Source organism: Zhouia amylolytica AD3 (assembly GCF_000511935.2).
In the GTDB taxonomy this organism is placed as follows: Bacteria; Bacteroidota; Bacteroidia; order Flavobacteriales; family Flavobacteriaceae; genus Zhouia; species Zhouia amylolytica.
Genome location: NZ_AYXY01000001.1, coordinates 173,984 through 197,732, shown reverse-complemented (window position 1 = coordinate 197,732; position 23,749 = coordinate 173,984). Strand labels below are relative to the sequence as shown.

Genomic DNA, 23,749 nt, shown 5'->3' with positions numbered 1-23,749 from the left:
AAATTTAAGGATTTGTAATGAAGATTAATAAAATTAAACGCTAAGTTTTATTTAAGATTGAATAACTATTTACCTCCATTGGCTTTTAAATCAGCCAAACATAGTGGATCCAATGAAGGAATGGTACCTCCCGAAGCCATATCAAAAACACTTCCGGCCTCGACCTGATAATTCATCAGGCAATCCTGAACATCACAATGATGCCCATTTGCCTCATCTTTATGGTCCTGAAGCATCGGGGTTCCTAAATCGACCAATCCGAATAAATGTGACAATTCATGTCTTAAGACTGTAGATTCAAGCATTACCCTGTCAGGTTCACCTACTCCATTACTATTTTGCTCCAGGGTGTTTTGATAAATAACCATAGAAGTATTTCTGTAGGCCGTCCCTAAAACAACAGAATTCCCCTCATCCTGATCAGACTTTCCATCAATAAACATAATGCTTAAGGTAAGATTATCCCCCATGTTATATTCTTCTCGGTAATCATTTTCGAGATCGGCAATTTCCTGAATGGTATATGGTGAATTTGCCGGTGAAGCAATCGCTCTTTCTACAAAATTAATCCCCCCAGGTTTATAAGTTCGCTCTTGAATGAAACTTTCTAAATTATCTATTGAAGACTGATTTGGTCTGTAACCGGTTACATAAATCAACTCTATGGTGAGGCTATTAAAATTATCATCTGATAAAAAGTCATTTGCTGAAGCCCCTGTTGTTTGTCGGTTAGCTCTTTTAATATCTTCATCATTCGTTGATGAATCATTAGAACATCCAATAAAAATATACAACGACAATAGCAGGTACAGGGCTTTTTTCATGATAACCTTCTCGAATTAAATTTCGATAAATTTACAAATTAAAATGAAAGCAAATCTTCCTAATCGACATTCATAGGAAATAACTTTAAATATGTGGTAAATTAATTCCAGTTAATTTTCTGAGCAATTACCTCTCGCTTCTATTAAAACAGTTTCCAGCTCTGAATTGTTGTGTACCCGAATGGCATCTCCTTCCGACAATGTTACAGTTATCGGGTACTGAAAACTCGCACTAAAGTTTGCATTTAAATCCGCCAGAAAAAGATACATCTCTTCATCCATACCTACACTAATGCTACCTATTTGTTCACTATTGTTATTAAAAGTGTAAAATGTAACAGGATATTGAAAGTCTAAGCATCGTATTCCCTGGTCTCCTTCATTACTGTTCTCACATTCAGAAATCAAACCTTCAAACTGAGACTGATTATTAACCTGAATCTCCGCATAATTATTCATTCTGATTTTAAGGGGAAATTTAAAAGCAACTTCATACTCGTTACCCAACTCATTTATAATATCAAAAGCAATTTGATAATCGTCCTCATCCTGAATATCAATCAATGTACCATTAATGGTTACAGAAAACGGTGGCAAAACGAAACCACAACTAAAGTGATCCAAAAAATCATCCTTATAACCATTACTTTCTGTAGATCGCTGAATTAACCGCACTAAAGAAGAATTTGATGTGATAACAGCTTCCTCTTCCCCTTCACGGATATCTTCCACTTCTTCCTGGCATGAAACCAAGGTTCCTAAAGTTAAGCATGTAAAAACTGTACTTATGATCGTATTACGCCTCATCTTTCTTATAACTTTCATAAACTCCTGTTTATTATAATAACATATTACAAACAATAAACCCTACCTTCCGCAGGGTTCAAAAAAAATCAATAAATTTAGCCTCCAAAAGTAATTCAATGCCCCAAATAAACAATTCAGTTTGCGAAGAACACAATTTTAACAGGCTATTCAGAACCTATAGTAAAAGCATTCGGAACTTTATTTTTTACAAATGCGGGAATGAAAACGAAGCCAATGATATTACCCAAGAGGCCTTTATAAAGCTCTGGACTAACTGTAAAAATGTACCTTTCGAAAAGGCAAAGTCATTTTTATATACCGTAGCTAATAATGCATTTTTAAACACCGTCGCTCACCAAAAGGTTGTATTAAAATATGCAGAAAAACAACCTAAAAATAAAGCCTCAAATGAAACACCACAATTCATACTCGAAGAACAAGAGTATATGATGAAACTACAAACCGCCATTGCCAATCTTACGGAAGCACAACGAACCGCCTTCCTGTTAAATCGCATCGACGGGAAAAAATACAAAGAGATTGCAGAAATGCTAAATATTTCGGTAAAAGCTGTTGAAAAGCGAATTAGCGGAGCATTGATTTGTTTAAGAAAAGAAATTGAAAATATATGACTTCTACAGTAGGGTATTATAATTTTAACCTGTTATAGAATAAGAAGTTAGACTGAAAGACTTAGAGGAATTTACAAAATGAATAAAGAGCACCTACTTGCCAAATGGTTAAGCGGAGAGATTACTCCCGATGAACTTCAAGCATTAAAACAGCTTGAAGATCTATCGGTATATGAAAAAATTATAGCAAAAACTGCACTTTTTCAACCTCCCTTATATAATGAAGATGTGCAATTAGAAAGCTTAAAAAGGAAGACTGGTCTTACTATCAAGCAACCTAAAATAAGAAAACTTAAACCCTGGAAGGCCATAGCAGGTATAGCCGCTACCATTGCGGTAATTCTAACCACGGTTTTATTCTTCAATGAATCAAATACTGTTGTTATTGCAGAGAAGGGTAAGAAGGAAACTTTTAATCTTCCAGACCATTCCATTGTAAAATTAAATGCAAGCTCAAAAGCTGAATACAGTAAAAAACAATGGAACAAGAGAAGAGCATTGAAATTAGATGGTGAAGCTTTTTTTGAAGTGGCCCATGGGAAAAAGTTTGATGTCATAACCAAGGATGGAATTGTTTCGGTCGTTGGAACGCAATTTAACGTTAAGAATCGTGAGAATTTCTATGAAATAAAATGCTTTGAAGGGATCGTAAGAGTCCAATACAACGACCTCACCAAACTAATCACTAAAGGGAAATCATTCCTGGTCATTAACGGGATAGTTACAGAAAACGAAGATCATTTATTATCAAACCAACCAGATTGGCTACAAAACAGAAGCAAGTTCAGCAGCATTCCATATCAAATGGTTCTGAAAGAGTTTGAACGCATATTTGATGTGACCATAAGTGCAAACAATGTTGACCTTAATTATCATTTTACCGGAGAGTTTAACCATAATGATATTAACAAGGCACTAAAAACCATAACCCTCCCGTTACAATTACAGTATAAACTGAAAGATGACAAAACGGTTGTGATTTATGCAGACTAAATTTAAGAAGGCTGCCCTGAAACTCATATACTTTACCGCCTTTATTTTTACTTCTTTTTCATTGGGACAAGATATAGAAGTCGCTCAGGTTGCATTAATAAAAACTTTGAAGGAGATTGAAACTACACACCAGGTGTCTTTTTCCTATGCGGATGAAACTATCGCAAATATCACTCTTGCATATAAGCCTCAACCATCACTAGAAGCATCCCTTAACTATATAATCAGGAATACAGATTTAGAGATCAAACAAATAGATTCCAACAATTATATAATTACCAAAAGTGCCACTGTAGACATATGTGGTTATATATATGAAACTTTTTCAAATTCACCAATTGAAGGAGCCTCCGTCACCATTAACGGAAAAGGGACGATCTCTAATGAATCAGGTTATTTCAGATTGAATAAAATAGCAAGAAACAGTATCGTTAAAATTCAGTCTCTGGGTTACAACAATTACTTCATAGAAGTAAAGAAAATAATCCTAAAACCAGATTCATGTGAACATATCTATATGGATCACCGAACAGAATTACTTAGTGAAGTAGTGGTTTATCAGTATTTAACCAACGGACTTTCCAAACAAAGAAGTGGGAGTATTGAGATAATCACCGAAGATTTCGGGATATTACCTGGCCTAACGGAGCCAGATGTATTACAAACAGCACAAGCCTTACCGGGAGTTGAAAGTATCAGTGAAACGGTATCAAACATAAACATTAGAGGAGGTACTAACGATCAGAATCTTTTGCTGTGGGATGGGATCAAGATGTATCAATCCGGCCATTTTTTCGGCTTAATATCTGCTTTCAACCCACATTTAACAGAAAAAGTATCTATCATTAAAAATGGCACCTCAGCCTCCTATACTGATGGTGTTAGCGGCACGATAGATATTGAAACATTCAATCAATTGAAAGGCGAAGCATTTGGGGGCATCGGGTTCAACCTGATAAGTACCGATGGATATGCACACATCCCTCTAAACGAAAAGTTGGGAATTCAGGTTTCGGCAAGGAGATCAATCACCGACTGGCTTAAAACACCTACCTACAACAGCTTTTTCGACAGGGCTTTCCAAGACACTAAAATAACCAACTTCGAAAATGAAGAAGTTGCTAAAAACAGTACACAAAGCGAAGACTTCTTCTTTTATGATACAAGTTTAAAAATACTTTATGATCCTAATGAAAAACATCAGTTCAGGGCTAATATTATTGCCATGAACAATCACCTTGATTATGAAGAAACCCTTACACAAAAAGACACTTCTGAAACCAAACAAAGTTCTTTGGATCAAACTAATTTTGCTTTTGGAGGTAGCCTGAAAAGTTATTGGAATACGCGATTCTCTACAACTATAAGTGGTTATTATACCAATTATAACCTCGATGCAACTAATTTAGCTCTGGAGACTGATCAGAGACTGATTCAAAACAACGAGGTCCTGGAACTTGGTGGAAAATTAACGACAAAATATAAAGCAAGTCACTCTATTTCTCTATTAAACGGGTATCAATTCTATGAGGTTGGGATCACAAACATTCAAGACGTTAACAATCCTTACTTTTACAGTAAAATTAAAGGTGTAGTTCGAAATCATGCGCTCTTTTCCGAAATGAACTTCCTGTCCGCAAACAAGAATACATATTTAAAATTAGGAGGAAGATTAAATTACATTGAACGTTTTGGAAAATTTATTTTAGAACCCAGAGTAAGTTTTAACCAGCGACTCAATACTAAATTTTCGGTTGAAATTCTCGGCGAAATGAAGAATCAGGTAACGAACCAGATCATAGACTTTCAAAGGGATTTTCTGGGAATTGAAAAACGCAGGTGGATACTTGCCAACAATAAAGACTTGCCCGTTACTCAGAGTAAACAGGCCTCCATTGGTTTTAACTACAACCACGACAATTTATACATGGCCATTGAAGGTTTTTATAAAAAAGTAGATGGTATTACCACGTCGAACCAGGGGTTCCAAAATCAAAATCAATTTCAGCGCACAAGTGGAAGTTATAAAGTTAATGGTATTGAGTTCCTGATCAATAAAAAGACTAAAACTTTTAGCACCTGGCTAAGCTACACCTACAATAATAACAATTACACCTTCAAGTCCCTTACCCCTGCTACGTTCCCAAATAACCTTGACATAAAACACTCAATGTCATTTGCAGGCACCTATACATTAAACAGTATAAAATTCGCTTTAGGAGCAAATTGGCGCACAGGCAAACCCTACACAAAACCCAGGGAGAACAATTCAGTTACCGTTAGCAACACGGGAAATTACATCAATTACGAAGAACCAAATAGCAGTAATCTACCAAACTATTTAAGAACTGATTTTTCAGCAACATACAAATTTGATTTTTCCGAAAGTATAAATGGGTCTATTGGAGTTTCGTTATTAAACATTCTAAATGAAAAAAACACTTTAGACCGCTATTATCGTCTTGAAGACGAAAAAAGCAATAAAATTCAACAAGTCGATTACGTCTCTCTGGGAACTACTCCTAATTTTAGTTTCAGAATTTATTTCTAGGAAAGAATCTATTTAAACCTTGCTATTTTTAGTTCTTTATTTTTAACCAGTCTAAATAAATTTATTACTTTTGAATTGAAAATTCAGAATTAAGTGTGTAAAACTCTTAAAATAGTAAACCAGACTAAAAATGGAATATTGCTATACTGCACGTATAATAATATTTATCATTTATTATTCAATAATCTAAATTTTAATTTCACCAAGGCTGAATTTAAAAGCTTTAGTGCATATGTAAAGAATACAGATACTGAATTTTGGGAAAGGGAATATAAGAATTCAATATTTACGAAGCGGATTCCCATTCCAACCATCCAATCAAATTTATTGATATTATTGGACAAGGTAGAAGTAAAAGAATTAAAACATTTAGTATCTGAAGATAATCATCCATTTTTAAAACTAATGGACATTGATTATAAGATATACCTGAATTAATACTTGTATTTGTTTAAGTGGTTAGTTTGAAATCAGCCGTTGCAACAAGGTTGCAACGGCATTTTTTTTACATACGTTCAGGGACGTTAATTCCTAACAATCTAAAAGATGAAGCTATTACCTCACCAACTTTTTTAGATAATTGAACTCTGAAGATCTTATCACTTTCCTTGTCCGAACCTAGTATAGAAACATTCTGATAGAATGAATTGAACTCTTTAACCAAGTCATAAGTATAGTTAGCAATTACCGCAGGACTAAAGTTGTCGGCAGCATTTTGAATAGTTTCCGGAAATAACTGAATTTGCTTTAATAATTCCTTCTCCTTTTCATGTAAGGTAGTAACGGTAGCTTGCTGTGAAAAATCAAAATCAGCTTTTCTTAAAATCGATTGAATCCTCGCATAGGTATACTGAATAAAAGGCCCTGTATTCCCCTGAAAATCGATCGACTCTTTAGGGTCAAACAAAATGCGCTTTTTAGGATCAACTTTAAGAATATAGTACTTAAGCGCACCCATCCCAATTGTTTTATATAATTCCTTCTTTGCATTTTCCGTGAGCCCCTCCAGTTTTCCAAGTTCCTCAGAAATCTCTTCTGCTGTATTAGCCATCTCTAACATCAAGTCATCTGCATCAACAACAGTACCTTCTCTACTCTTCATTTTTCCACTTGGAAGGTCGACCATTCCATAACTAAGATGGTATAAATGTGCTGCCCATGAATATCCCAATTTCTGGAGAATTAAGAACAACACTTTAAAATGATAATCCTGTTCATTCCCCACGGTATAAACCATTCCCGAGATATCAGGATAATCTTTTACACGTTGAATTGCGGTACCTATATCCTGAGTCATGTATACAGCCGTACCGTCTGCCCTTAACACCAACTTTTCATCAAGTCCATCCTCTGAAAGGTCACACCAAACGGAACCATCCTCCTTTTTATAAAAAACACCCTTTTCCAATCCAGAAGCAATGACATCCTTCCCTAAAAGATAGGTGTCGCTTTCGTAATATAAGGTATCAAAATCAACTCCTAAGTTCTTGTAGGTTTCATTAAAACCTTCATATACCCAAGCGTTCATTTTTTTCCACAAAGAAACCACTTCATCATCACCGGCCTCCCATTTACGCAACATTTCCTGAGCTTCAAGTAATAATGGAGCCTCTTTTTCTGCCACTTTTCTATCTAAACCATTGGCGACCATTTCTTCGATTTCTGCCTTGTATGCTTTGTCAAAGGCCACATAATAGTTTCCTGCCAATTTATCCCCTTTCAACTCAGCCGAAGGTACTTCTCCATTACCGAACTTAAGATAGGCCAACATACTCTTACAAATATGAATACCCCGGTCATTGATAATCTGAGTTTTATAAACCTTTTTACCCGATGCTTTTAATATTTCCGCTACAGAATACCCTAACAAGTTATTACGTATGTGCCCAAGGTGAAGTGGTTTATTTGTATTTGGAGAAGAATACTCAACCATGATGGCTTCATTCGCCGTATTTGTAACATATCCAAAATCAGTTTGGTTATTGATTTCGTAAAATAAATCGATATAAAAAGAATCATCGATTACTAAATTCAAGAATCCGCTTACAACATTAAAACGACTAACCTCAGAAACATGCTCTTCTAAATAGGCTCCCAGCTTTTGACCGATTTGAACAGGATTTCCTTTAATATGTTTTAACAACGGAAAAACAACTAAAGTAATATCACCTTCAAAATCTTTACGTGTAGGCTGAAACTCTACCACATCTATATCGATCTCAAAAATATTTTTTACTGCTTCTTTTACCTTTGATGATAAAATGTTCTGGATATTCATTACTTCGGAATTTAGAGGTGCAAAGATACATTTAATTGATGATTTTAAATATCGTTAGCGTTTAAAACCTAATTCCGATTTCTTATTAATATTTGATTAACTATAAATTGAACTAAAAAGCATAAATTTAAAATAAAAACTATTGTGCTTGTTAACATCTCTTATAACGATAAATCCTTATTTGAACGCATAAATAATGAAGTTGGGAAACCATTTAATTTATGGGAGCGATTAAAAATGAATGGTACCGGATCGCCTAAACTATTTATTACTTCCTCCAGCTTACAAATTAGAAACCTACTTACACTTGACAACAATATAAACACATGTAATATTGAAATCAGACCAAAAGGAATCATCATTCGATTTAGATCTTTACTCGAAACTTATGCTTTAATCATCCCCTATTACAAATTATCCTTGTATAAAGGCAGAGCTCAGGAATATTCTATACATCGCGATCATTACCATATAAAAGTAGCTGCTAAAACGAAAGAAACGCATGAGTTCATGAGAAAAATTCTAGATAAAAAATCTGATCTATCGAGTCACTTTTTAGATGATTATAATTAATTATTAAAGAGAAACACTTCGTTTAAATAACAACTTTTTAATAACACTATTTTAATCTTTTAAACTGAAAATCACTTCAATTTTGCGCAAAAAACATGGAGTTATTTCTATACATTTTTGCGGCCTTATTTTCAGTCATAAATCCACTCGGCACCGTTCCTATTTTTGTTGGATTGACACAGGATGAATCCAGATCAGCACTTTCAAGAACGGCACTCTGGACAGCGATTAACACTTTAATCATTCTCATAATATCTTTTTTTACTGGAAAATATTTGCTGTCCTTTTTCGGCATCAGTCTTAACTCCTTACGAATAGCAGGTGGCCTCATCATTACCTCCTCAGGTTTTGCACTACTTACAGGAAAGTTTACAAAACACAAAGGTATCGATGGTAGGGTAAAAGACGATGCCTTTCATCGAGATGACATTTCTTTAACCCCATTGGCAATTCCAATGTTAGCAGGACCCGGTTCCATATCACTCTTGATCAGCTATTATCAGGAGTACAACCAAACGATTCAAATTTTCACCACTTTACTGGCGATTCTGAGTGTTTGTGCTTGCGTATTTTTAATACTCAGGGGTGCTCATCTTATCGTAAAATGGTTGGGAGCATCCGGAATCAATGCAGTTTCTCGAATTATTGGGTTTATTGTAATTGCTATTGGTATTGAATATATCTCCTCCTCCATAACTGATATTCTAAAACTTATTCCATAAAAAAAGGATGCATCCCTCAATACATCCCTTTAAAAAATAATTATAAATAATTACTCTATTTATTCAACAAATCCAACAGCAACAGTGTTATTGGTTTGTGTATCTATGACAATAAATGCTCCATTTGCCTTATTATTTGCATAAGCATCTACAAATAAAGGTTGGGCAAGTTTAAATGACACTCTTGAAATATCATTTAACTTCAATTCAGAGGCATCAACTTTAAGCGATGGCTTCTCCGGAGGTACAACATAATGAATCTGTTGCAACTTGGCCTGCACGGTTCTACTACTTGCCTGCAGCTGATATCTTCCACCAAAAACTCCTTTTTGCTCATTGAGCCAAACAAGGGTGGCGTCTAAAGTCTTATCGCTCGATGGTACTTCATCAGGAAGGGAAAACACGGTACCTCTACTGGCATCAATATCATCATTCAGACTTAAAACAATTGACTCCCCTGCATGGGCTTCATCAAATGTTCGATCATATTTCCGAATCTCCTTTACAGTAGATTTATTTCCGGAAGGCAAAACGACAACTTCATCTCCTTTCTTAATGGAACCACTTGCAACTTTACCCGCATAACCTCGAAAATCTACAAATTCTTCATTTTGAACATGCAAAACATTCTGAACCTCAAACCTAAATGGTTTTTCATCCTCTTTTTTCGAAGAAATTTCATGAAGTACTTCATTCAATGTTGGTCCCTGGTACCAAGATGTTTCTCCAGAAGGGAAAACGACATTATCACCTTTTAACGAACTAATAGGGATAATCTGAATTTCAGGAGTGCTATGCTCAAACTGTGCAGTCATTTGCTTTACCTCAGCTGCAATCTTCAAGAATACATCTTCATCATAGTTAACTAAATCCATTTTATTCACACAGAAAACAACAGTATGCAATCTCAATAGCTGACTTATAAAATAGTGTCTGTAGCTCTGTTCCAACAATCCCTTTCTGGCATCAATCAAAATAATAGAGGCTTCAGCATTAGAAGCACCGGTAACCATATTTCTGGTATACTCAACATGACCGGGACTATCAGCAATGATAAACTTCCTATCTTGAGTAGAGAAATAAATATGAGCAACATCAATGGTAATACCCTGTTCGCGCTCTGCTATCAAACCATCCGTTATAGACGAAAAATCAAGATCTTGCAAACCCTTCTCAGCGGTTTTCTTTTCAATTAATTCTTCCTGCTCTTTTGTAAGTGCATTGTTGTCATAAAGTAAACGCCCAATAAGGGTACTCTTACCATCATCTACACTACCTGCCGTACTTATTCTTAGTAAATCCATTAAAAATACCCTCCTTTCTTTCTTAATTCTAAAGCTGATTCGCTTCTCTTATCGTCTATTCTCGCACCTCTTTCACTACTCTTAGAGGCTTTATTTTCTTTAATTACCGATTCAATAGTATCTGCTGTTGATGGAACTGCTGCTGTACAAGTCATATCTCCTACTGTTCTGAATCTGACTATTTTATCAACAATTTCATCAGACTCAACCAGGTTTAAATACGATGAATGCGCCAGATAAGATCCATCCCGCTTAACCATTTTTCGCTCGTGAGCAAAATATATGCCCGGCAATTCTAAATTTTCACGTTCAATATAATTCCAAACATCTTCTTCGGTCCAGTTACTAATCGGAAATGCTCTTACATTTTCTCCAAAGTTTATTTTACCATTCAAAATTTGAAATAATTCCGGACGTTGCATTTTTGCATCCCACTGTCCGAAGTCGTCGCGTACCGAAAAGATTCTTTCCTTCGCTCTGCTCTTTTCTTCATCCCTTCGTGCTCCACCCAAACATGCATCATATCCCAGCTCTTCTATGGCATCCAGCAATGTCACAGTCTGTAAAGAATTACGGCTGGCATATTTACCTGTTTCCTCCTTCACTTTATTTTGATCAATTGAATCCTGGACATAACGAACGATTAACTCAACACCAAGCTCATCCATTAATTTATCGCGAAACTCAATGGTTTCAGGAAAATTATGACCTGTATCAATATGTAAAAAAGGGAACGGAATTTTAGCCGGATAAAAGGCCTTTTTGGCTAAATGTGCCATCGTTATGGAATCTTTTCCACCAGAAAACAATAACACCGGCTTTTGAAACTGAGCGGCTACTTCTCTGATTATATATATACTTTCTTCCTCTAACGTCTGTAAATGTTTCTGTACCGACATAAGCAATCTAATTTTTAGTTGTTGTTACATGTAACCCACATTCTCTATTTGCATGTACTTTGGTTGGGTCAAAGTATTTAAATTCATTCTCTAATTGATGTTCCTCCATATAAACATCTAATTGTTCATCTGACCAATGGTAAAAAGGGCTTACCTTCAACATACCATCTGATCCCTGAGAGACAATATCCAAGGAGTCTCTAAGTGCCGTTTGTCCTTTACGTAAATTGGTAAACCAAACATCGGGTTTGTGATGTTTCATTGCTCTCTGAAAAGGCTCAAGTTTCACCTGCTCCGTAAAAACCTGATGCAAAGGTGAATCAACATCAGGGACACCAAAAATGGCATCTCTGTAGGCCGCAGTTTGTTTGGGCACATATAAATCAATATTCAATTTCAATTGCTGAATTATCCGTTCTGCATGCTTGTAAGTCTGAGGCGTATTATAACCAGTATCGCACCAAACAACATCAATGTCATGCTTAACTCTCGAAACAACATGTAATATTGCCGCCTCATACGGTCTAAAATTAGTAGTAACCACCGGCTTTAGAGCGAAATTGATGGCCCATGCAACTATTTCTGACGGCGATTTATCTCTTAACTCTAAATTTATTTTTTGAATATCCATATATCTATTCTTTTGTTATCTTGTTCCAGGCTCTTTCATGTAAATAATACAAGATCATTTTCGAAACAACTTCAATCCCTCCGATTCCCAGAGCAACAGTGAAATTACCAGTTAAGATATAGGAGATAATCATGGTATCGATAGTTCCTATAATCCGCCACGATATTGTTTTCAAAACAGATATCTTATGGTTGGATCCCTTAACAACTATTTTAGGCGACTGTAATTCTTCCTGGGCCTTACCGGCACCCGTTTTGTACGATCTAATTATCTCTGTAATCATAATATAACTAACTAATCAGGGGTCAAATATACTAATACTCTATCGAATTAGTAGACTAAAGGAATAAATTTTTTTTATTAATTTGTTAAATCTGCTAAAGTTTTATTTTCCAACACCCGCAATGTATTGTCCCTAACCTCAACCATAACGCGGTTTAAGGAACATTCTTCTTCAGTTTTACAATCATCACATTTCTCGTAAAAATTTAAACTTACGCATGGCAACATTGCAATTGGTCCCTCTAATACCCTCATCAAAGCGGCCACTGTAATATCCTTTGGCTCTTTTAGCAAATAATAACCTCCACCCTTTCCTTTCTTGGAACCAAGAAATCCGGTGTTTTTCAGTTGTAGGAGTATCATCTCAAGAAACTTTTTAGAAATATTTTCCTGCTCCGCTATTTCAGCAATAAGAATAGGTGTTTTTCCATCACCCTTTTTTGCCATATAAGTAAGCGCCTTAAGTCCGTATTTAGTTTTCTTGGAAAGCATTAATTATCTGTATAACATTAATTAGTTCTGCCAATATACTAATTTTTTTTTGGTAAAAACACCTCTGCCATCATACATCGGGCACTTCCACCTCCACATGTTTCTATCGTATGTAAAGAACTATATAGTATATTACTATGAGCTTCTATTTTTGAAATCTGATTAGGGGTTAAAGATTTATAGGCAGCCTCACTCATCACCAAATAAGATCTGTCATCGTTCCCTTTAACCTGTAACATGTTTCCAGCGAATTGCTGCATTTGTGCTTCTGTGATTGAAATAATTTCTTTCCCATCTTCCGAAAGATGTTTTGCAACATTTTTTCGTTCTTTTTTATCGTCAATTGTATCAAGACAAATAACTGCAAAAGTGTCACCGATAGCCATCATAACATTCGTATGATAGATTGGCAACCGTTTACCATTCACTGTTTGATTTGCGGTAAATATTACCGGAGTATATTCAAAGTCCTCGCAGAATTCAATGACCAACTCTTCATCAGCACGTGGTGATAAAGCACAATATGCCTTCCTATTTACCCTATCCAAAATTAAACTACCTGTACCCTCAAGAAAAACTCCTTCCTCCTCAGCACTCGTATAATCCACAACATTATCTATAACAAAACCTTTCTCCTCAATTTTTTCTAAAACATCTTCTCTTCGTTCGAATCTTCTGTTTTCAGCAAACATTGGATAAACTGCAACTGTTCCCTCCTGATGAAAAGAAATCCAGTTATTTGGAAATATAGAATCCGGAGTATTTGGCTCTGTGGTATCGTCTATCACAATAACATTGACACCCACCTCTCTGAGTTTCTCTACAAAAACGTCAAACTCCTCCGTGGCTTTGCGATTAATGGCATTATTTTGCAAATCTATCGTTGTTTGAAAATAATTATTAACCGCTGTTTGTTCGTTCATTCGGAAATTAACCGGACGAATCATTAGAATGGTATTGGTAATTTGCATTTTCATTAGTCTCTGATTAATGGTAAAGTTGAACATCGAAGTAATCCCTCCTGCTTGGCAATTTCTGCATATGGTATTGCCTCCACAATAAAGTCCTGAGCTTTAAGCCACGTATTCAATCGTGTAAAATTTCGTTCTGAAACCACAACATCTTTATCAATTGAAAAAACATTGCTATTCATGTAATACATCTCATCCCGGGTGATATGGAACAAATTATTTTCCCCAAATAAGTCAACCAGGTAATTATAATCTTCAATATTTCTGAATCCTCCTTTATAAACTATCCCCTTATCATTGCCTACAGGCTGAAAGCAACAATCCAGATGCAAAGCATTATCTCTGGCCTCTGTTTTGGACTTGACCAAATCAAACTCCTTAACAGTTTTATGAGGAAACAACTCCTTTAAAAAGGCTACTCCATTCATATTAGTCCTTGCAGTAATATGATCAGGATAATCTTCACCTTTATAAGTACCAACAAAAATGTAATCGCCCCATAACATCACATCACCTCCTTCAATATGAACTTCCTTTGGTGGTTTTACAACTTTAGACGGTGCTATCTCATCTATCACATACTGAATAGCCTCGAGCTCTTTTTCGCGATCAGGCAATATATTTGATTTAATAAATACGTCATCGATGACAAAAGCTATATCTCTGGAGAAAATCTGATTACAATTCGCAATAACTTCAGGTCTAAAAACTTTAACGTCATATTTTTCGAACACAGCAGCGAACGCATCCATTTCTTTGATCATATCTTCTTCCTTAGGATAGGTTCCTGCTAAAATATGTTCAACAGATTTCGGATCGTACGCTTCCTCAATGGTAGGGATTGGACCATTATTCTTAGCAGTGCCCAAAACAACTGCACGAAGCCTCGATGTTTCGTCTTTTACATTAAGTTTCAACATATAGTTTTTAGTGTTTGAGCAAATATAAAAAAAGCTCCATTGTTAAATGAAGCTTTTTTTATGAATATTTCGTTAGATAATTAACGCTTATCTATGTCTAAAAAAGGTCTTAGATTTTCACCTATATACACCTGACGTGGTCTTCCAATAGGCTCCTTTCTCAATCTCATTTCTCTCCATTGAGCAATCCATCCAGGTAAACGACCCAATGCAAACATTACTGTAAACATTTCCGTAGGTATTCCAAGGGCTCTATAGATAATTCCTGAATAAAAATCCACATTCGGATAAAGTTTTCTGTCTACAAAATATTGATCTTCTAAAGCTTCTTTTTCCAAACCTTTTGCAATATCAAGAACAGGATCTTCTACTCCCAAATCTCCTAATACTTCATCTGCAGCCTTTTTGATGATTCTTGCTCTAGGGTCAAAATTCTTATAAACTCTATGCCCAAAGCCCATTAATCTGAACGGATCATTCTTATCTTTAGCCTTAGCCATATACTTTTTAGTATCTCCCCCATCATTTTTAATACCTTCAAGCATTTCAATCACCGCCTGATTGGCACCACCATGAAGAGGTCCCCAAAGTGCAGAAATACCAGCAGATAGTGAAGCGAATAATCCAGCATGTGAAGATCCAACAATTCGTACAGTCGAAGTTGAACAGTTTTGCTCATGATCGGCATGCAATATTAATAGCTTATCCAAGGCATTAATTACAATTGGATTCTTTTTATACTCCTTGTTAGGCTTTTTAAACATCATTTTCACGATGTTCTCAACATAACCAAGTGAATCATCACCATATTCTAATGGTAAACCTTCTTTTTTACGGTGAGCCCAAGCTACCAATACAGGAAACTTGGCTAATATTTTCACAATAGCTTTGTACATCTCCTCTTCAGAAGACACGTTTACAGAAGACGCATTAAAAGCAACCAATGCACTTGTTAATGACGATAACACACCCATCGGGTGCGCAGACTGAGGAAAACCATCCAGAATCTTCTTCATATCCTCAGCAACAATTGACTGTGCCTTGATATCTTCGTGAAACTTATGTAATTGCTCTTTGTTTGGAAGTTCTCCAAAAATCAATAAATAACAAACCTCTAAGAAATCTGCCTTTTCAGCAAGATCTTCAATAGAGTAACCTCTATAGCGCAATATTCCTTCCTCACCATCGAGATAGGTAATCGCACTTTCGCAAGAACCAGTGTTCTTGTAACCAGGATCTATCGTAATGATACCTGATTGCGCACGCAACGACTTAATGTCAATTGCTAATTCGTTTTCAGTACCTTTAACTACAGGGAATTCATATTTTTTTCCATCATACTCTAAAGTAGCTGTGTCTGACATATGTTAAGTTGAATTTTAATTTTTTGTAAGTGTTGCGAATTTACAAAATTATGTGTTAATATTGGGTTAAGTTCATTACTATTCCTTATAACACCATAAAAAAAGCGGATGCTTTTACAACACCCGCTCTTTTAATATCTAAAACATTCAATTAATTTACTTTGAAAGCTTTATCTTTTGGATAATAAGCTACAGAACCTAGTTCCTCCTCAATGCGCAATAATTGATTGTACTTTGCCATACGATCACTACGTGATGCTGAACCGGTTTTAATCTGACCCGTATTCAGGGCAACTGCTAAATCTGCAATGGTATTATCTTCTGTTTCTCCTGAACGGTGAGACATTACTGAAGTATAACCAGCATTTTTAGCCATGTTAACAGCAGCAATAGTTTCTGTTAAGGTACCGATTTGGTTTACCTTGATAAGGATAGAGTTTGCAATTCCGTTTTCAACACCTTTAGACAAACGCTCCACATTAGTTACAAACAAATCATCTCCAACCAACTGAACTTTATCTCCAATCTTTTCGGTTAAGGCTTTCCATCCATCCCAGTCATTTTCGTCCATTCCATCTTCAATAGAGATAATAGGATACTTAGCACATAAATCAGCTAAATACTGAGCTTGTTCTTCAGATGTTCTCACAGCTCCCTTATCACCCTCGAACTTGGTATAATCATACTTACCATCTACATAAAACTCCGCAGAAGCACAATCAAGAGCAATCATTACTTCGTCACCCATCTTATAACCTGCCTTTTCAACAGCCTTTGTTATCGTATCCAGGGCATCCTCAGTACCGTCTAATGTCGGAGCAAAACCTCCTTCATCTCCTACTGCTGTACTTAAATTTCTATCGTGAAGCACCTTTTTAAGGTTGTGAAAAATCTCAGTACCCATTTGCATTGCATGCGTAAAGCTTTCTGCTTTAACCGGCATTACCATAAATTCCTGAAAAGCTATCGGTGCATCTGAATGTGAACCACCGTTAATAATGTTCATCATTGGCACAGGTAATGTATTAGCACTTACACCTCCAACATAGCGATATAAAGGCATTCCTAACTCGTTCGCTGCAGCTTTAGCTACGGCAAGTGAAACTCCTAAAATGGCATTTGCTCCAAGTTTTGATTTATTCGGCGTACCATCTAAAGCTATCATAGTTTGGTCAATCAGGTTTTGTTCAAAAACCGACATACCAACTAGTTCCTCTGCAATATCTTCATTTACATTTTTAACCGCTTGTGAAACACCTTTACCCATATAGGCATCACCACCATCTCTAAGTTCCACCGCTTCGTGTTCTCCTGTAGACGCTCCCGAAGGAACAGCAGCTCTTCCTAATATTCCGTTCTCAGTTACTACATCTACCTCAACTGTTGGATTTCCTCTTGAATCTAGTATTTGACGTGCATGCACGTTTATAATTATACTCATACTGTTTCTAATTTTTGGTGTTTTATATTTTCTATGAATTGGTCGAATAAATAGGTGGCATCATTAGGTCCTGGTCCAGCCTCCGGGTGATATTGTACAGAAAAAGCATTCTTTCCTTTTATTTTAATACCCATCACAGTATCATCATTCAAATGAGTGTGAGTTATTTCAATATCAGGATTAGCCTCAGCATCTTCTCTGCTTATAGCAAAACCATGGTTCTGTGAAGTAATTTCACCGTTCCCGGTGGCATGATTAATAACAGGGTGATTTATACCTCTATGCCCATGATGCATTTTAAAGGTAGAAATTCCCTGAGATAAAGATAATATCTGATGTCCCAGACAAATACCAAAGAAAGGTACATTTTCCTCTAAGATATCCTTTGCCAATTGAATAGCCGATGCTAAAGGTTCTGGATCTCCAGGTCCATTTGAAAAGAAATAACCATCAGGATTCCATGATTTCAAATCTTCCAGAGTAGCATTGTATGGATAAACTTTTATATAGCAATCTCTTTTAGCAAGATTCCTAAGTATGTTTGTTTTAATTCCAAAATCTACTGCTGCTATCTTATACGTTGCGTTCTCATCCCCATAAAAATAAGGTTCTTTGGTTGACACTCTTGATGCCAACTCAAGTCCTTTCATACTAGGCACTTTAGCAAGCTTCGCTTTTAAACCTTCAATATCATCAACCTCTGTTGAAATTACGGCATTCATCGCACCGTTATCCCTGATATAACTAACCAATGCTCTTGTATCTACATCAGAAATAGCAAAGAGGTTATTCTTATTCAAAAAGTTTTCCAGGGAATCATCCGCTAAAGCACGAGATGGCACATAACTGAAATTTTTACAAATCAATCCAGCTATCTTAACGGAGTCAGACTCCATATCTTCTTCATACACGCCATAATTACCGATATGCGCGTTAGTAGTTACCATGAGCTGTCCAAAATAAGATGGATCAGTAAAAATCTCCTGATAACCTGTCATTCCGGTATTAAAACATACCTCTCCAAATGCAGTGCTTTGTTTATCACCTACAGCTTTACCATAAAAAATGGTACCGTCTTCTAAAAGAATTAATGCTTTTCTCTTTTCTTGGTACTTCATTTAACAAATTGTGTTTAAAAGTTTAGCAAAAATAATATAAAAAAAAAGGATAAACGAAAACGTTTACCCTTTTAATATGATTGTTCACATTAATCATTATTCTTGTGAAGTTTCTTTAGTTTCAGTATTCTCCTGTGCCGGAGCTTCTTCAACCTCAGACTTAGCCTTCTTGCTTCTACCACGTCTCGTAGATTTCTTAGCAACTTTTTCAGCTGTGTAAGTATCATTGAAATCTACAAACTCGATCATGGCCATATCAGCGTTATCTCCCAAACGATTACCTAACTTAATAATTCTGGTATATCCTCCTGGACGATCACCAACCTTCACACCAACTTCTTTAAAAAGCTCATTAACCGCTTGCTTATCTCTTAGATAACTAAAAGCAATTCGCATGTTATGATTTCTCTTATCAGTTTCAGTGTTGTTACTAGGTTTTGCCTTAGTAACCAACGGCTCAACAAAAACCTTTAAGGCTTTAGCTTTAGCCAAGGTAGTGTTAATGCGCTTGTGCTCTATTAGTGAGCTAGCCATATTAGCAAGCATTGCTCTTCTGTGAGCAGTCTTTCTACCTAAGTGATTAAATTTCTTTCCGTGTCTCATGACATTTTCGTTTAACCTTCATCTTGCTTCAATCCGCTTAATACGGAGCGCAAACTATGCAGGTGTTAGTCTTTATCTAATTTATACTTTGCTAAATCCATTCCGAAACTAAGCCCCTTGTTGTTCACAAGTTCCTCTAATTCGGTTAAAGACTTTTTACCAAAGTTTCTGAATTTCATTAAGTCGTTCTTATTAAACGCAACCAAATCGCCCAACGTATCTACTTCTGCAGCTTTTAAACAGTTTAAAGCACGTACTGAAAGATCAAGATCTACTAATTTCGTCTTAAGCAACTGACGCATGTGAAGAGATTCCTCATCATATGTTTCAGTTTGTGCAATTTCATCCGCTTCTAAAGTGATACGCTCGTCAGAGAATAACATGAAGTGGTGAATTAAGATTTTAGCAGCTTCTGTTAAGGCATCTTTTGGATGTATAGAACCGTCAGAAACAATTTCGAAAACTAATTTTTCGTAGTCTGTCTTTTGTTCTACACGATAGTTCTCAATACTATACTTAACGTTTTTGATCGGAGTATAGATAGCATCAGTAAAAATAGTTCCAAGAGGCGCATTTGCCTTCTTGTTCTCTTCCGCTGGCACATACCCTCTACCCTTTTCAATAGTAATCTCCATATTGATGTTTACTTTAGCATCAAGGTTACAGATTACTAGATCTGGATTTAATACCTGGAAACCTGAAATAAACTTTTGGAAATCTCCAGCAGTAATTTGTTCTTTGCCTGTTACAGAAATTGATACTGTTTCGTTATCGATATCATCTATTTGACGCTTAAAACGAACTTGTTTTAGGTTCAAGATGATCTCTGTAACGTCTTCAACTACACCATCTATGGTTGAGAACTCGTGTTCTACATTGTCCATTCTTACTGATGTAATTGCAAAACCCTCTAGTGAGGACAATAGAACTCTTCGTAGTGCGTTGCCCACTGTCAATCCATAACCAGGTTCCAAAGGTCTGAATTCGAACTTCCCTTCGAAATCGGTTGAATCGATCATTATTACTTTGTCGGGCTTTTGAAAATTTAGTATTGCCATAGTACGACTGCTGTCTAATTATTATTTAGAGTATAACTCGACGATTAATTGTTCTTTGATGTTTTCCGGAATTTGAATACGCTCCGGTACCGCTACAAACGTCCCTTCTTTCTTCTCATTATTCCAAGTAATCCACTCATATACGCTTGAGTTAGCAGCCAATGAATTCTCTATAGCCTCTAAAGACTTAGACTTTTCTCTAACGCCAACAACATCACCTGCCTTTAATTGGTAAGATGAAATGTTTACGATTTCACCATTCACGGTAACGTGACGGTGAGAAACTAATTGACGTGCTGCTCTTCTAGAAGGGGCAATTCCCATTCTATATACAACATTGTCTAAACGAGATTCACATAACTGTAGTAATACCTCACCGGTAACACCTTTACTACTGTTTGCTTTTTTGTAAATGTTTCTAAACTGACGCTCTAAGATACCATAGGTATACTTAGCCTTCTGCTTTTCCATTAACTGAATAGCATATTCAGATTTTTTACCTCTACGTCTAGAGTTTCCGTGTTGCCCCGGAGGATAATTTCTTTTTTCAAAAGATTTATCATCACCAAATATAGCTTCTCCGAATTTACGAGCTATTTTAGTTTTTGGTCCTGTGTATCTTGCCATTTCTTATTGGTTTATGAGAATTTTGATTATGAATTAAGGCAATCCTTCGATAATCCTATATTAAAATCCTCTAATTTAAAATAAATAAATTAAACTCTTCTTCTTTTTGGTGGACGACATCCGTTATGCGGTAGTGGAGTAACATCAATAATTTCTGTTACTTCAACTCCAGCATTGTGGATAGTTCTGATCGCAGACTCTCTACCTGAACCAGGACCTTTAACGTAAACCTTAACTTTTCTAAGACCTGCTTCCTGAGCAACTTTTGCAGCATCTTCTGCAGCTACCTGAGCAGCATAAGGAGTGTTCTTTTTAGAACCTCTGAATCCCATTTTACCTGCTGAAGACCATGAAATCACATCTCCTTTTTTATTAGTTAAAGAGATAATGATATTGTTAAAAGTTGCTGAGATATGTGCTTCTCCAACAGCTTCTACTACAACATTGCGCTTTTTAGCAGCTTTTGTATTTGACTTTGCCATATTATTTTAGTTTCTAGTTGTTAGTTTTTAGTTGTTAGAATCCTAAACATTTCTATTTCAAACAGATTCATCTAACTACCAAACACTAATGACTAATGTCTAATTATTTAGTTGCTTTTTTCTTGTTAGCAACAGTTTTTCTCTTACCTTTTCTCGTTCTAGAGTTGTTCTTGGTCTTTTGACCTCTTAAAGGTAAACCATTTCTGTGACGGATACCTCTATAGCATCCGATATCCATTAAACGTTTAATGTTTAATTGAACTTCAGAACGTAATTCTCCTTCAATCTTGTAGCTACCAACAGCTTCACGTATTCTGGCGATTTCATCGTCAGCCCACTCTGATACTTTAGTGTCTTCGTTTACTTGAGCCTGAGCTAAAATCTCTTTTGCTCTGCTTTTACCAACTCCGAAGATGTAAGTTAATCCAATTACACCTCTTTTATTTTTTGGTAAATCTACCCCTGCGATTCTTGCCATAACTATCCTTGTCTTTGTTTAAATCTAGGATTCTTTTTATTAATTACGTACAATCTCCCCTTACGACGCACAATTTTGCACTCGGGACTTCTTTTCTTTAGTGATGCTCTTACTTTCATCTAACTAATCTTTAATATCTGTATGTTATTCTTGCTTTAGTAAGATCATATGGACTCATTTCGAGTTTCACCTTATCTCCTGGTAATAATTTGATATAATGCATACGCATCTTACCTGAGATATGTGCTGTTACCACATGACCATTTTCAAGTTCTACTCTGAACATTGCATTAGACAATGCCTCGATTATAGTTCCGTCTTGTTCTATTGCTGGTTGTTTTGCCATAATTAAGCTACAACTTTTCTATTTTTACCGGTTTTCATTAATCCATCATAGTGTCTGTTCAACAAGTATGAATTTACCTGTTGCATAGTATCGATAGCAACTCCTACCATAATCAACAATGATGTACCTCCGTAAAACAATGCCCAACCCTGCTGAATTCCAACAATCTTAACTACGATAGCTGGTAAAACAGCTATAATCGCTAAAAATACTGAACCCGGAAAGGTTATTAATGACATTATTTTATCTAAAAGATCGCCGGTTTCCTTACCTGGTCGCGTCCCTGGTATAAAACCACCACTTCTTTTAAGATCATCCGCCATTTTATTTGTCGGCACCGTGATAGCCGTGTAAAAGAACGTGAACACTATGATTAATAATGCAAATACCAAGTTATACCAAAATCCGAAAATATCACCGAAAGCTGCTTGTACTGATTGTGCAGTTTCAGAATCGGACAAACTTGCTAAAGCACTTGGAACGAACATTATGGCCTGAGCAAAAATAATTGGCATTACCCCAGAAGCATTTAACTTCAATGGAATAAATTGTCTTGCTCCCATTACATTCTTCTCATATCCTCCGGTTGCAGTTCTTCTTGCGTATTGTACTGGTATCTGGCGCGTAGCCATAACAAGCATAATACAAGCAAGTATTACCACAAACCAAATAATCACTTCAATAAGAATCAGCATCAAACCACCATTATTTTCTGATACTCTAGATGCAAATTCCTGGGCAAATGACTGAGGCAAACGAGCGATAATACCGATCATGATCAGTAAGGAAATACCATTACCAATACCTTTGTCAGTAATCTTTTCTCCAAGCCACATAGCAAATATGGTACCTGTAACCAATATAATTACAGATGGAATTATGAAATCTAAACCTTTACCTAATATAAAAGCACTATCAGGAACACCTAAAGCACCTAAACCATAAAGGTAGGCTGGAGCCTGAACAATACAAATACCGATGGTTAACCAACGTGTAATCTGATTGATCGTTCTTCTTCCGCTTTCTCCTTCCTTTTGTAATTTCTGCAGGTAAGGAATAGCTATTCCCATTAGCTGAACCACAATTGAAGCTGAGATATAAGGCATAATTCCCAATGCAAAAACAGAAGCCTTGGCAAAAGCCCCTCCTGTAAATGCATCTAATATACCTAATAAACCACTACTGGTTTTACTATCTAAAGCTGCCAATTGATCGCCATCAACACCTGGTAAAATTACGTGTGCTCCGAAACGATATACCAACAATAATCCTAATGTTAATATAATTCTGTTTCTAAGTTCGTCTATCTTCCAAATGTTGCTTAAAGTATCAAAAAAATTCTTCATGGTAAAT

Annotated in this window: 27 protein-coding genes; 6 read left to right on the top strand and 21 right to left on the bottom strand. The window is 36.0% G+C overall.

The features are described from left to right. Positions 1 to 65 precede the first annotated feature (65 nt). Both P278_RS01040 and P278_RS01035 read right to left on the bottom strand, forming a co-directional pair. Positions 66 to 824, bottom strand: coding sequence for a zinc metalloprotease (locus P278_RS01040; RefSeq protein WP_038260903.1), 759 nt, complete (start codon positions 822 to 824; stop codon positions 66 to 68). 111 nt (positions 825 to 935) lie between these two features. After that, the gene (locus P278_RS01035; RefSeq protein ID WP_038260900.1) at positions 936 to 1,649 is read right to left on the bottom strand and encodes a hypothetical protein; all 714 of its coding nucleotides are present in this window, start codon (positions 1,647 to 1,649) and stop codon (positions 936 to 938) included. A gap of 98 nt (positions 1,650 to 1,747) precedes the next feature. On the opposite strand from P278_RS01035, the gene P278_RS01030 reads away from it, so the two are divergent. The 4 genes from P278_RS01030 (at position 1,748) to P278_RS01015 (ending at position 6,245) form a co-directional block, all read left to right on the top strand. Beyond that, on the top strand, positions 1,748 to 2,263 hold the full coding sequence (locus P278_RS01030) for an RNA polymerase sigma factor (protein WP_038260897.1): 516 nt from the start codon (positions 1,748 to 1,750) through the stop codon (positions 2,261 to 2,263). Positions 2,264 to 2,341: 78 nt separating this feature from the next. Further along, the gene (locus P278_RS01025) at positions 2,342 to 3,256 is read left to right on the top strand and encodes a FecR family protein (RefSeq protein WP_038260894.1); all 915 of its coding nucleotides are present in this window, start codon (positions 2,342 to 2,344) and stop codon (positions 3,254 to 3,256) included. Next, entirely contained in the window at positions 3,246 to 5,807 is a 2,562-nt protein-coding gene (locus P278_RS01020) for a TonB-dependent receptor (protein ID WP_038260891.1), read from the top strand. The genes P278_RS01025 and P278_RS01020 overlap by 11 nt, the downstream gene beginning before the upstream one ends. Positions 5,808 to 5,900: 93 nt before the next feature. Next, positions 5,901 to 6,245 carry a DUF6686 family protein gene (locus P278_RS01015; RefSeq protein WP_038260889.1) on the top strand — a complete coding sequence of 115 codons (345 nt, stop codon included), beginning with the start codon at positions 5,901 to 5,903 and terminating at the stop codon, positions 6,243 to 6,245. A 67-nt stretch (positions 6,246 to 6,312) separates the two neighbouring features. On the opposite strand, the gene argS is transcribed toward P278_RS01015, so the two are convergent. Beyond that, on the bottom strand, positions 6,313 to 8,085 hold the full coding sequence (gene argS, locus P278_RS01010; protein WP_038260887.1) for an arginine--tRNA ligase: 1,773 nt from the start codon (positions 8,083 to 8,085) through the stop codon (positions 6,313 to 6,315). Positions 8,086 to 8,229: 144 nt separating this feature from the next. Here argS and P278_RS01005 point away from each other — a divergent pair, with 144 nt between their 5' ends. Then, positions 8,230 to 8,658: a hypothetical protein gene (locus tag P278_RS01005; protein ID WP_038260884.1), complete on the top strand. Its 429-nt coding sequence runs from the start codon at positions 8,230 to 8,232 to the stop codon at positions 8,656 to 8,658. 95 nt (positions 8,659 to 8,753) lie between these two features. Continuing rightward, complete coding sequence (locus tag P278_RS01000) at positions 8,754 to 9,380, top strand: MarC family protein (RefSeq protein ID WP_038260880.1); 627 nt, start codon at positions 8,754 to 8,756, stop codon at positions 9,378 to 9,380. 59 nt (positions 9,381 to 9,439) lie between these two features. Here P278_RS01000 and P278_RS00995 read toward each other — a convergent pair whose 3' ends face one another. The 18 genes from P278_RS00995 to secY all read right to left on the bottom strand — a co-directional run bounded on the left by P278_RS00995 (position 9,440) and on the right by secY (position 23,742). Further along, positions 9,440 to 10,684, bottom strand: coding sequence for a sulfate adenylyltransferase subunit 1 (locus P278_RS00995; protein WP_038260877.1), 1,245 nt, complete (start codon positions 10,682 to 10,684; stop codon positions 9,440 to 9,442). After that, positions 10,684 to 11,583 carry a sulfate adenylyltransferase subunit CysD gene (gene cysD, locus P278_RS00990; protein WP_038260874.1) on the bottom strand — a complete coding sequence of 300 codons (900 nt, stop codon included), beginning with the start codon at positions 11,581 to 11,583 and terminating at the stop codon, positions 10,684 to 10,686. The genes P278_RS00995 and cysD overlap by 1 nt, the downstream gene beginning before the upstream one ends. Positions 11,584 to 11,590: 7 nt before the next feature. Then, positions 11,591 to 12,214, bottom strand: a complete 624-nt coding sequence (locus P278_RS00985) for a phosphoadenosine phosphosulfate reductase domain-containing protein (RefSeq protein ID WP_038260872.1) — start codon at positions 12,212 to 12,214, stop codon at positions 11,591 to 11,593. A gap of 4 nt (positions 12,215 to 12,218) precedes the next feature. Further along, positions 12,219 to 12,497 carry a DUF2061 domain-containing protein gene (locus P278_RS00980; RefSeq protein ID WP_082436055.1) on the bottom strand — a complete coding sequence of 93 codons (279 nt, stop codon included), beginning with the start codon at positions 12,495 to 12,497 and terminating at the stop codon, positions 12,219 to 12,221. 77 nt (positions 12,498 to 12,574) lie between these two features. Next, entirely contained in the window at positions 12,575 to 12,988 is a 414-nt protein-coding gene (locus P278_RS00975; protein WP_038260868.1) for an RrF2 family transcriptional regulator, read from the bottom strand. 38 nt (positions 12,989 to 13,026) lie between these two features. Beyond that, on the bottom strand, positions 13,027 to 13,965 hold the full coding sequence (gene ctlX / locus P278_RS00970) for a citrulline utilization hydrolase CtlX (RefSeq protein WP_038260866.1): 939 nt from the start codon (positions 13,963 to 13,965) through the stop codon (positions 13,027 to 13,029). After that, positions 13,965 to 14,879 (bottom strand): dimethylarginine dimethylaminohydrolase family protein, encoded by a 915-nt coding sequence (locus tag P278_RS00965; protein ID WP_038260863.1) that lies wholly within the window; start codon positions 14,877 to 14,879, stop codon positions 13,965 to 13,967. The genes ctlX and P278_RS00965 overlap by 1 nt, the downstream gene beginning before the upstream one ends. A gap of 80 nt (positions 14,880 to 14,959) precedes the next feature. After that, complete coding sequence (locus P278_RS00960) at positions 14,960 to 16,243, bottom strand: citrate synthase (RefSeq protein ID WP_038260860.1); 1,284 nt, start codon at positions 16,241 to 16,243, stop codon at positions 14,960 to 14,962. Between the two features lie 151 nt (positions 16,244 to 16,394). Continuing rightward, positions 16,395 to 17,684 carry a phosphopyruvate hydratase gene (gene eno / locus P278_RS00955; protein ID WP_038260858.1) on the bottom strand — a complete coding sequence of 430 codons (1,290 nt, stop codon included), beginning with the start codon at positions 17,682 to 17,684 and terminating at the stop codon, positions 16,395 to 16,397. Next, a complete protein-coding gene (gene carA / locus P278_RS00950) occupies positions 17,681 to 18,802 on the bottom strand; it encodes a glutamine-hydrolyzing carbamoyl-phosphate synthase small subunit (protein ID WP_038260856.1) in 1,122 nt (373 codons plus the stop codon). The genes eno and carA overlap by 4 nt, the downstream gene beginning before the upstream one ends. Before the next feature lie 96 nt (positions 18,803 to 18,898). Then, a complete protein-coding gene (rplQ, locus tag P278_RS00945) occupies positions 18,899 to 19,405 on the bottom strand; it encodes a 50S ribosomal protein L17 (protein ID WP_038260853.1) in 507 nt (168 codons plus the stop codon). A gap of 65 nt (positions 19,406 to 19,470) precedes the next feature. Next, the gene (locus P278_RS00940) at positions 19,471 to 20,463 is read right to left on the bottom strand and encodes a DNA-directed RNA polymerase subunit alpha (protein WP_038260850.1); all 993 of its coding nucleotides are present in this window, start codon (positions 20,461 to 20,463) and stop codon (positions 19,471 to 19,473) included. A gap of 21 nt (positions 20,464 to 20,484) precedes the next feature. Continuing rightward, positions 20,485 to 21,090 (bottom strand): 30S ribosomal protein S4, encoded by a 606-nt coding sequence (gene rpsD, locus P278_RS00935; RefSeq protein ID WP_038260847.1) that lies wholly within the window; start codon positions 21,088 to 21,090, stop codon positions 20,485 to 20,487. A gap of 89 nt (positions 21,091 to 21,179) precedes the next feature. Beyond that, positions 21,180 to 21,572, bottom strand: a complete 393-nt coding sequence (rpsK, locus tag P278_RS00930; RefSeq protein ID WP_038260844.1) for a 30S ribosomal protein S11 — start codon at positions 21,570 to 21,572, stop codon at positions 21,180 to 21,182. A 103-nt stretch (positions 21,573 to 21,675) separates the two neighbouring features. After that, positions 21,676 to 22,050: a 30S ribosomal protein S13 gene (rpsM, locus tag P278_RS00925; RefSeq protein WP_038260842.1), complete on the bottom strand. Its 375-nt coding sequence runs from the start codon at positions 22,048 to 22,050 to the stop codon at positions 21,676 to 21,678. A 2-nt stretch (positions 22,051 to 22,052) separates the two neighbouring features. Beyond that, positions 22,053 to 22,169, bottom strand: a complete 117-nt coding sequence (gene ykgO, locus P278_RS16360) for a type B 50S ribosomal protein L36 (RefSeq protein WP_074978891.1) — start codon at positions 22,167 to 22,169, stop codon at positions 22,053 to 22,055. 11 nt (positions 22,170 to 22,180) lie between these two features. Further along, complete coding sequence (infA, locus tag P278_RS00920) at positions 22,181 to 22,396, bottom strand: translation initiation factor IF-1 (protein WP_014031991.1); 216 nt, start codon at positions 22,394 to 22,396, stop codon at positions 22,181 to 22,183. 2 nt (positions 22,397 to 22,398) lie between these two features. Then, positions 22,399 to 23,742: a preprotein translocase subunit SecY gene (gene secY / locus P278_RS00915; protein ID WP_038260835.1), complete on the bottom strand. Its 1,344-nt coding sequence runs from the start codon at positions 23,740 to 23,742 to the stop codon at positions 22,399 to 22,401. Positions 23,743 to 23,749 lie beyond the last annotated feature (7 nt).

Coding starts and splice junctions, on each gene's coding strand:
- P278_RS01040 (WP_038260903.1), bottom strand. CDS start 824: ATGAAAAAAGCCCTGTACCTGCTATTGTCGTTGTATATTTTTATTGGA.
- P278_RS01035 (WP_038260900.1), bottom strand. CDS start 1,649: ATGAAAGTTATAAGAAAGATGAGGCGTAATACGATCATAAGTACAGTT.
- P278_RS01030 (WP_038260897.1), top strand. CDS start 1,748: ATGCCCCAAATAAACAATTCAGTTTGCGAAGAACACAATTTTAACAGG.
- P278_RS01025 (WP_038260894.1), top strand. CDS start 2,342: ATGAATAAAGAGCACCTACTTGCCAAATGGTTAAGCGGAGAGATTACT.
- P278_RS01020 (WP_038260891.1), top strand. CDS start 3,246: ATGCAGACTAAATTTAAGAAGGCTGCCCTGAAACTCATATACTTTACC.
- argS (WP_038260887.1), bottom strand. CDS start 8,085: ATGAATATCCAGAACATTTTATCATCAAAGGTAAAAGAAGCAGTAAAA.
- P278_RS01000 (WP_038260880.1), top strand. CDS start 8,754: ATGGAGTTATTTCTATACATTTTTGCGGCCTTATTTTCAGTCATAAAT.
- P278_RS00995 (WP_038260877.1), bottom strand. CDS start 10,684: ATGGATTTACTAAGAATAAGTACGGCAGGTAGTGTAGATGATGGTAAG.
- cysD (WP_038260874.1), bottom strand. CDS start 11,583: ATGTCGGTACAGAAACATTTACAGACGTTAGAGGAAGAAAGTATATAT.
- P278_RS00985 (WP_038260872.1), bottom strand. CDS start 12,214: ATGGATATTCAAAAAATAAATTTAGAGTTAAGAGATAAATCGCCGTCA.
- P278_RS00980 (WP_082436055.1), bottom strand. CDS start 12,497: ATGATTACAGAGATAATTAGATCGTACAAAACGGGTGCCGGTAAGGCC.
- P278_RS00975 (WP_038260868.1), bottom strand. CDS start 12,988: ATGCTTTCCAAGAAAACTAAATACGGACTTAAGGCGCTTACTTATATG.
- ctlX (WP_038260866.1), bottom strand. CDS start 13,965: ATGAAAATGCAAATTACCAATACCATTCTAATGATTCGTCCGGTTAAT.
- P278_RS00965 (WP_038260863.1), bottom strand. CDS start 14,879: ATGTTGAAACTTAATGTAAAAGACGAAACATCGAGGCTTCGTGCAGTT.
- P278_RS00960 (WP_038260860.1), bottom strand. CDS start 16,243: ATGTCAGACACAGCTACTTTAGAGTATGATGGAAAAAAATATGAATTC.
- eno (WP_038260858.1), bottom strand. CDS start 17,684: ATGAGTATAATTATAAACGTGCATGCACGTCAAATACTAGATTCAAGA.
- carA (WP_038260856.1), bottom strand. CDS start 18,802: ATGAAGTACCAAGAAAAGAGAAAAGCATTAATTCTTTTAGAAGACGGT.
- rplQ (WP_038260853.1), bottom strand. CDS start 19,405: ATGAGACACGGAAAGAAATTTAATCACTTAGGTAGAAAGACTGCTCAC.
- P278_RS00940 (WP_038260850.1), bottom strand. CDS start 20,463: ATGGCAATACTAAATTTTCAAAAGCCCGACAAAGTAATAATGATCGAT.
- rpsD (WP_038260847.1), bottom strand. CDS start 21,090: ATGGCAAGATACACAGGACCAAAAACTAAAATAGCTCGTAAATTCGGA.
- rpsK (WP_038260844.1), bottom strand. CDS start 21,572: ATGGCAAAGTCAAATACAAAAGCTGCTAAAAAGCGCAATGTTGTAGTA.
- rpsM (WP_038260842.1), bottom strand. CDS start 22,050: ATGGCAAGAATCGCAGGGGTAGATTTACCAAAAAATAAAAGAGGTGTA.
- ykgO (WP_074978891.1), bottom strand. CDS start 22,169: ATGAAAGTAAGAGCATCACTAAAGAAAAGAAGTCCCGAGTGCAAAATT.
- infA (WP_014031991.1), bottom strand. CDS start 22,396: ATGGCAAAACAACCAGCAATAGAACAAGACGGAACTATAATCGAGGCA.
- secY (WP_038260835.1), bottom strand. CDS start 23,742: ATGAAGAATTTTTTTGATACTTTAAGCAACATTTGGAAGATAGACGAA.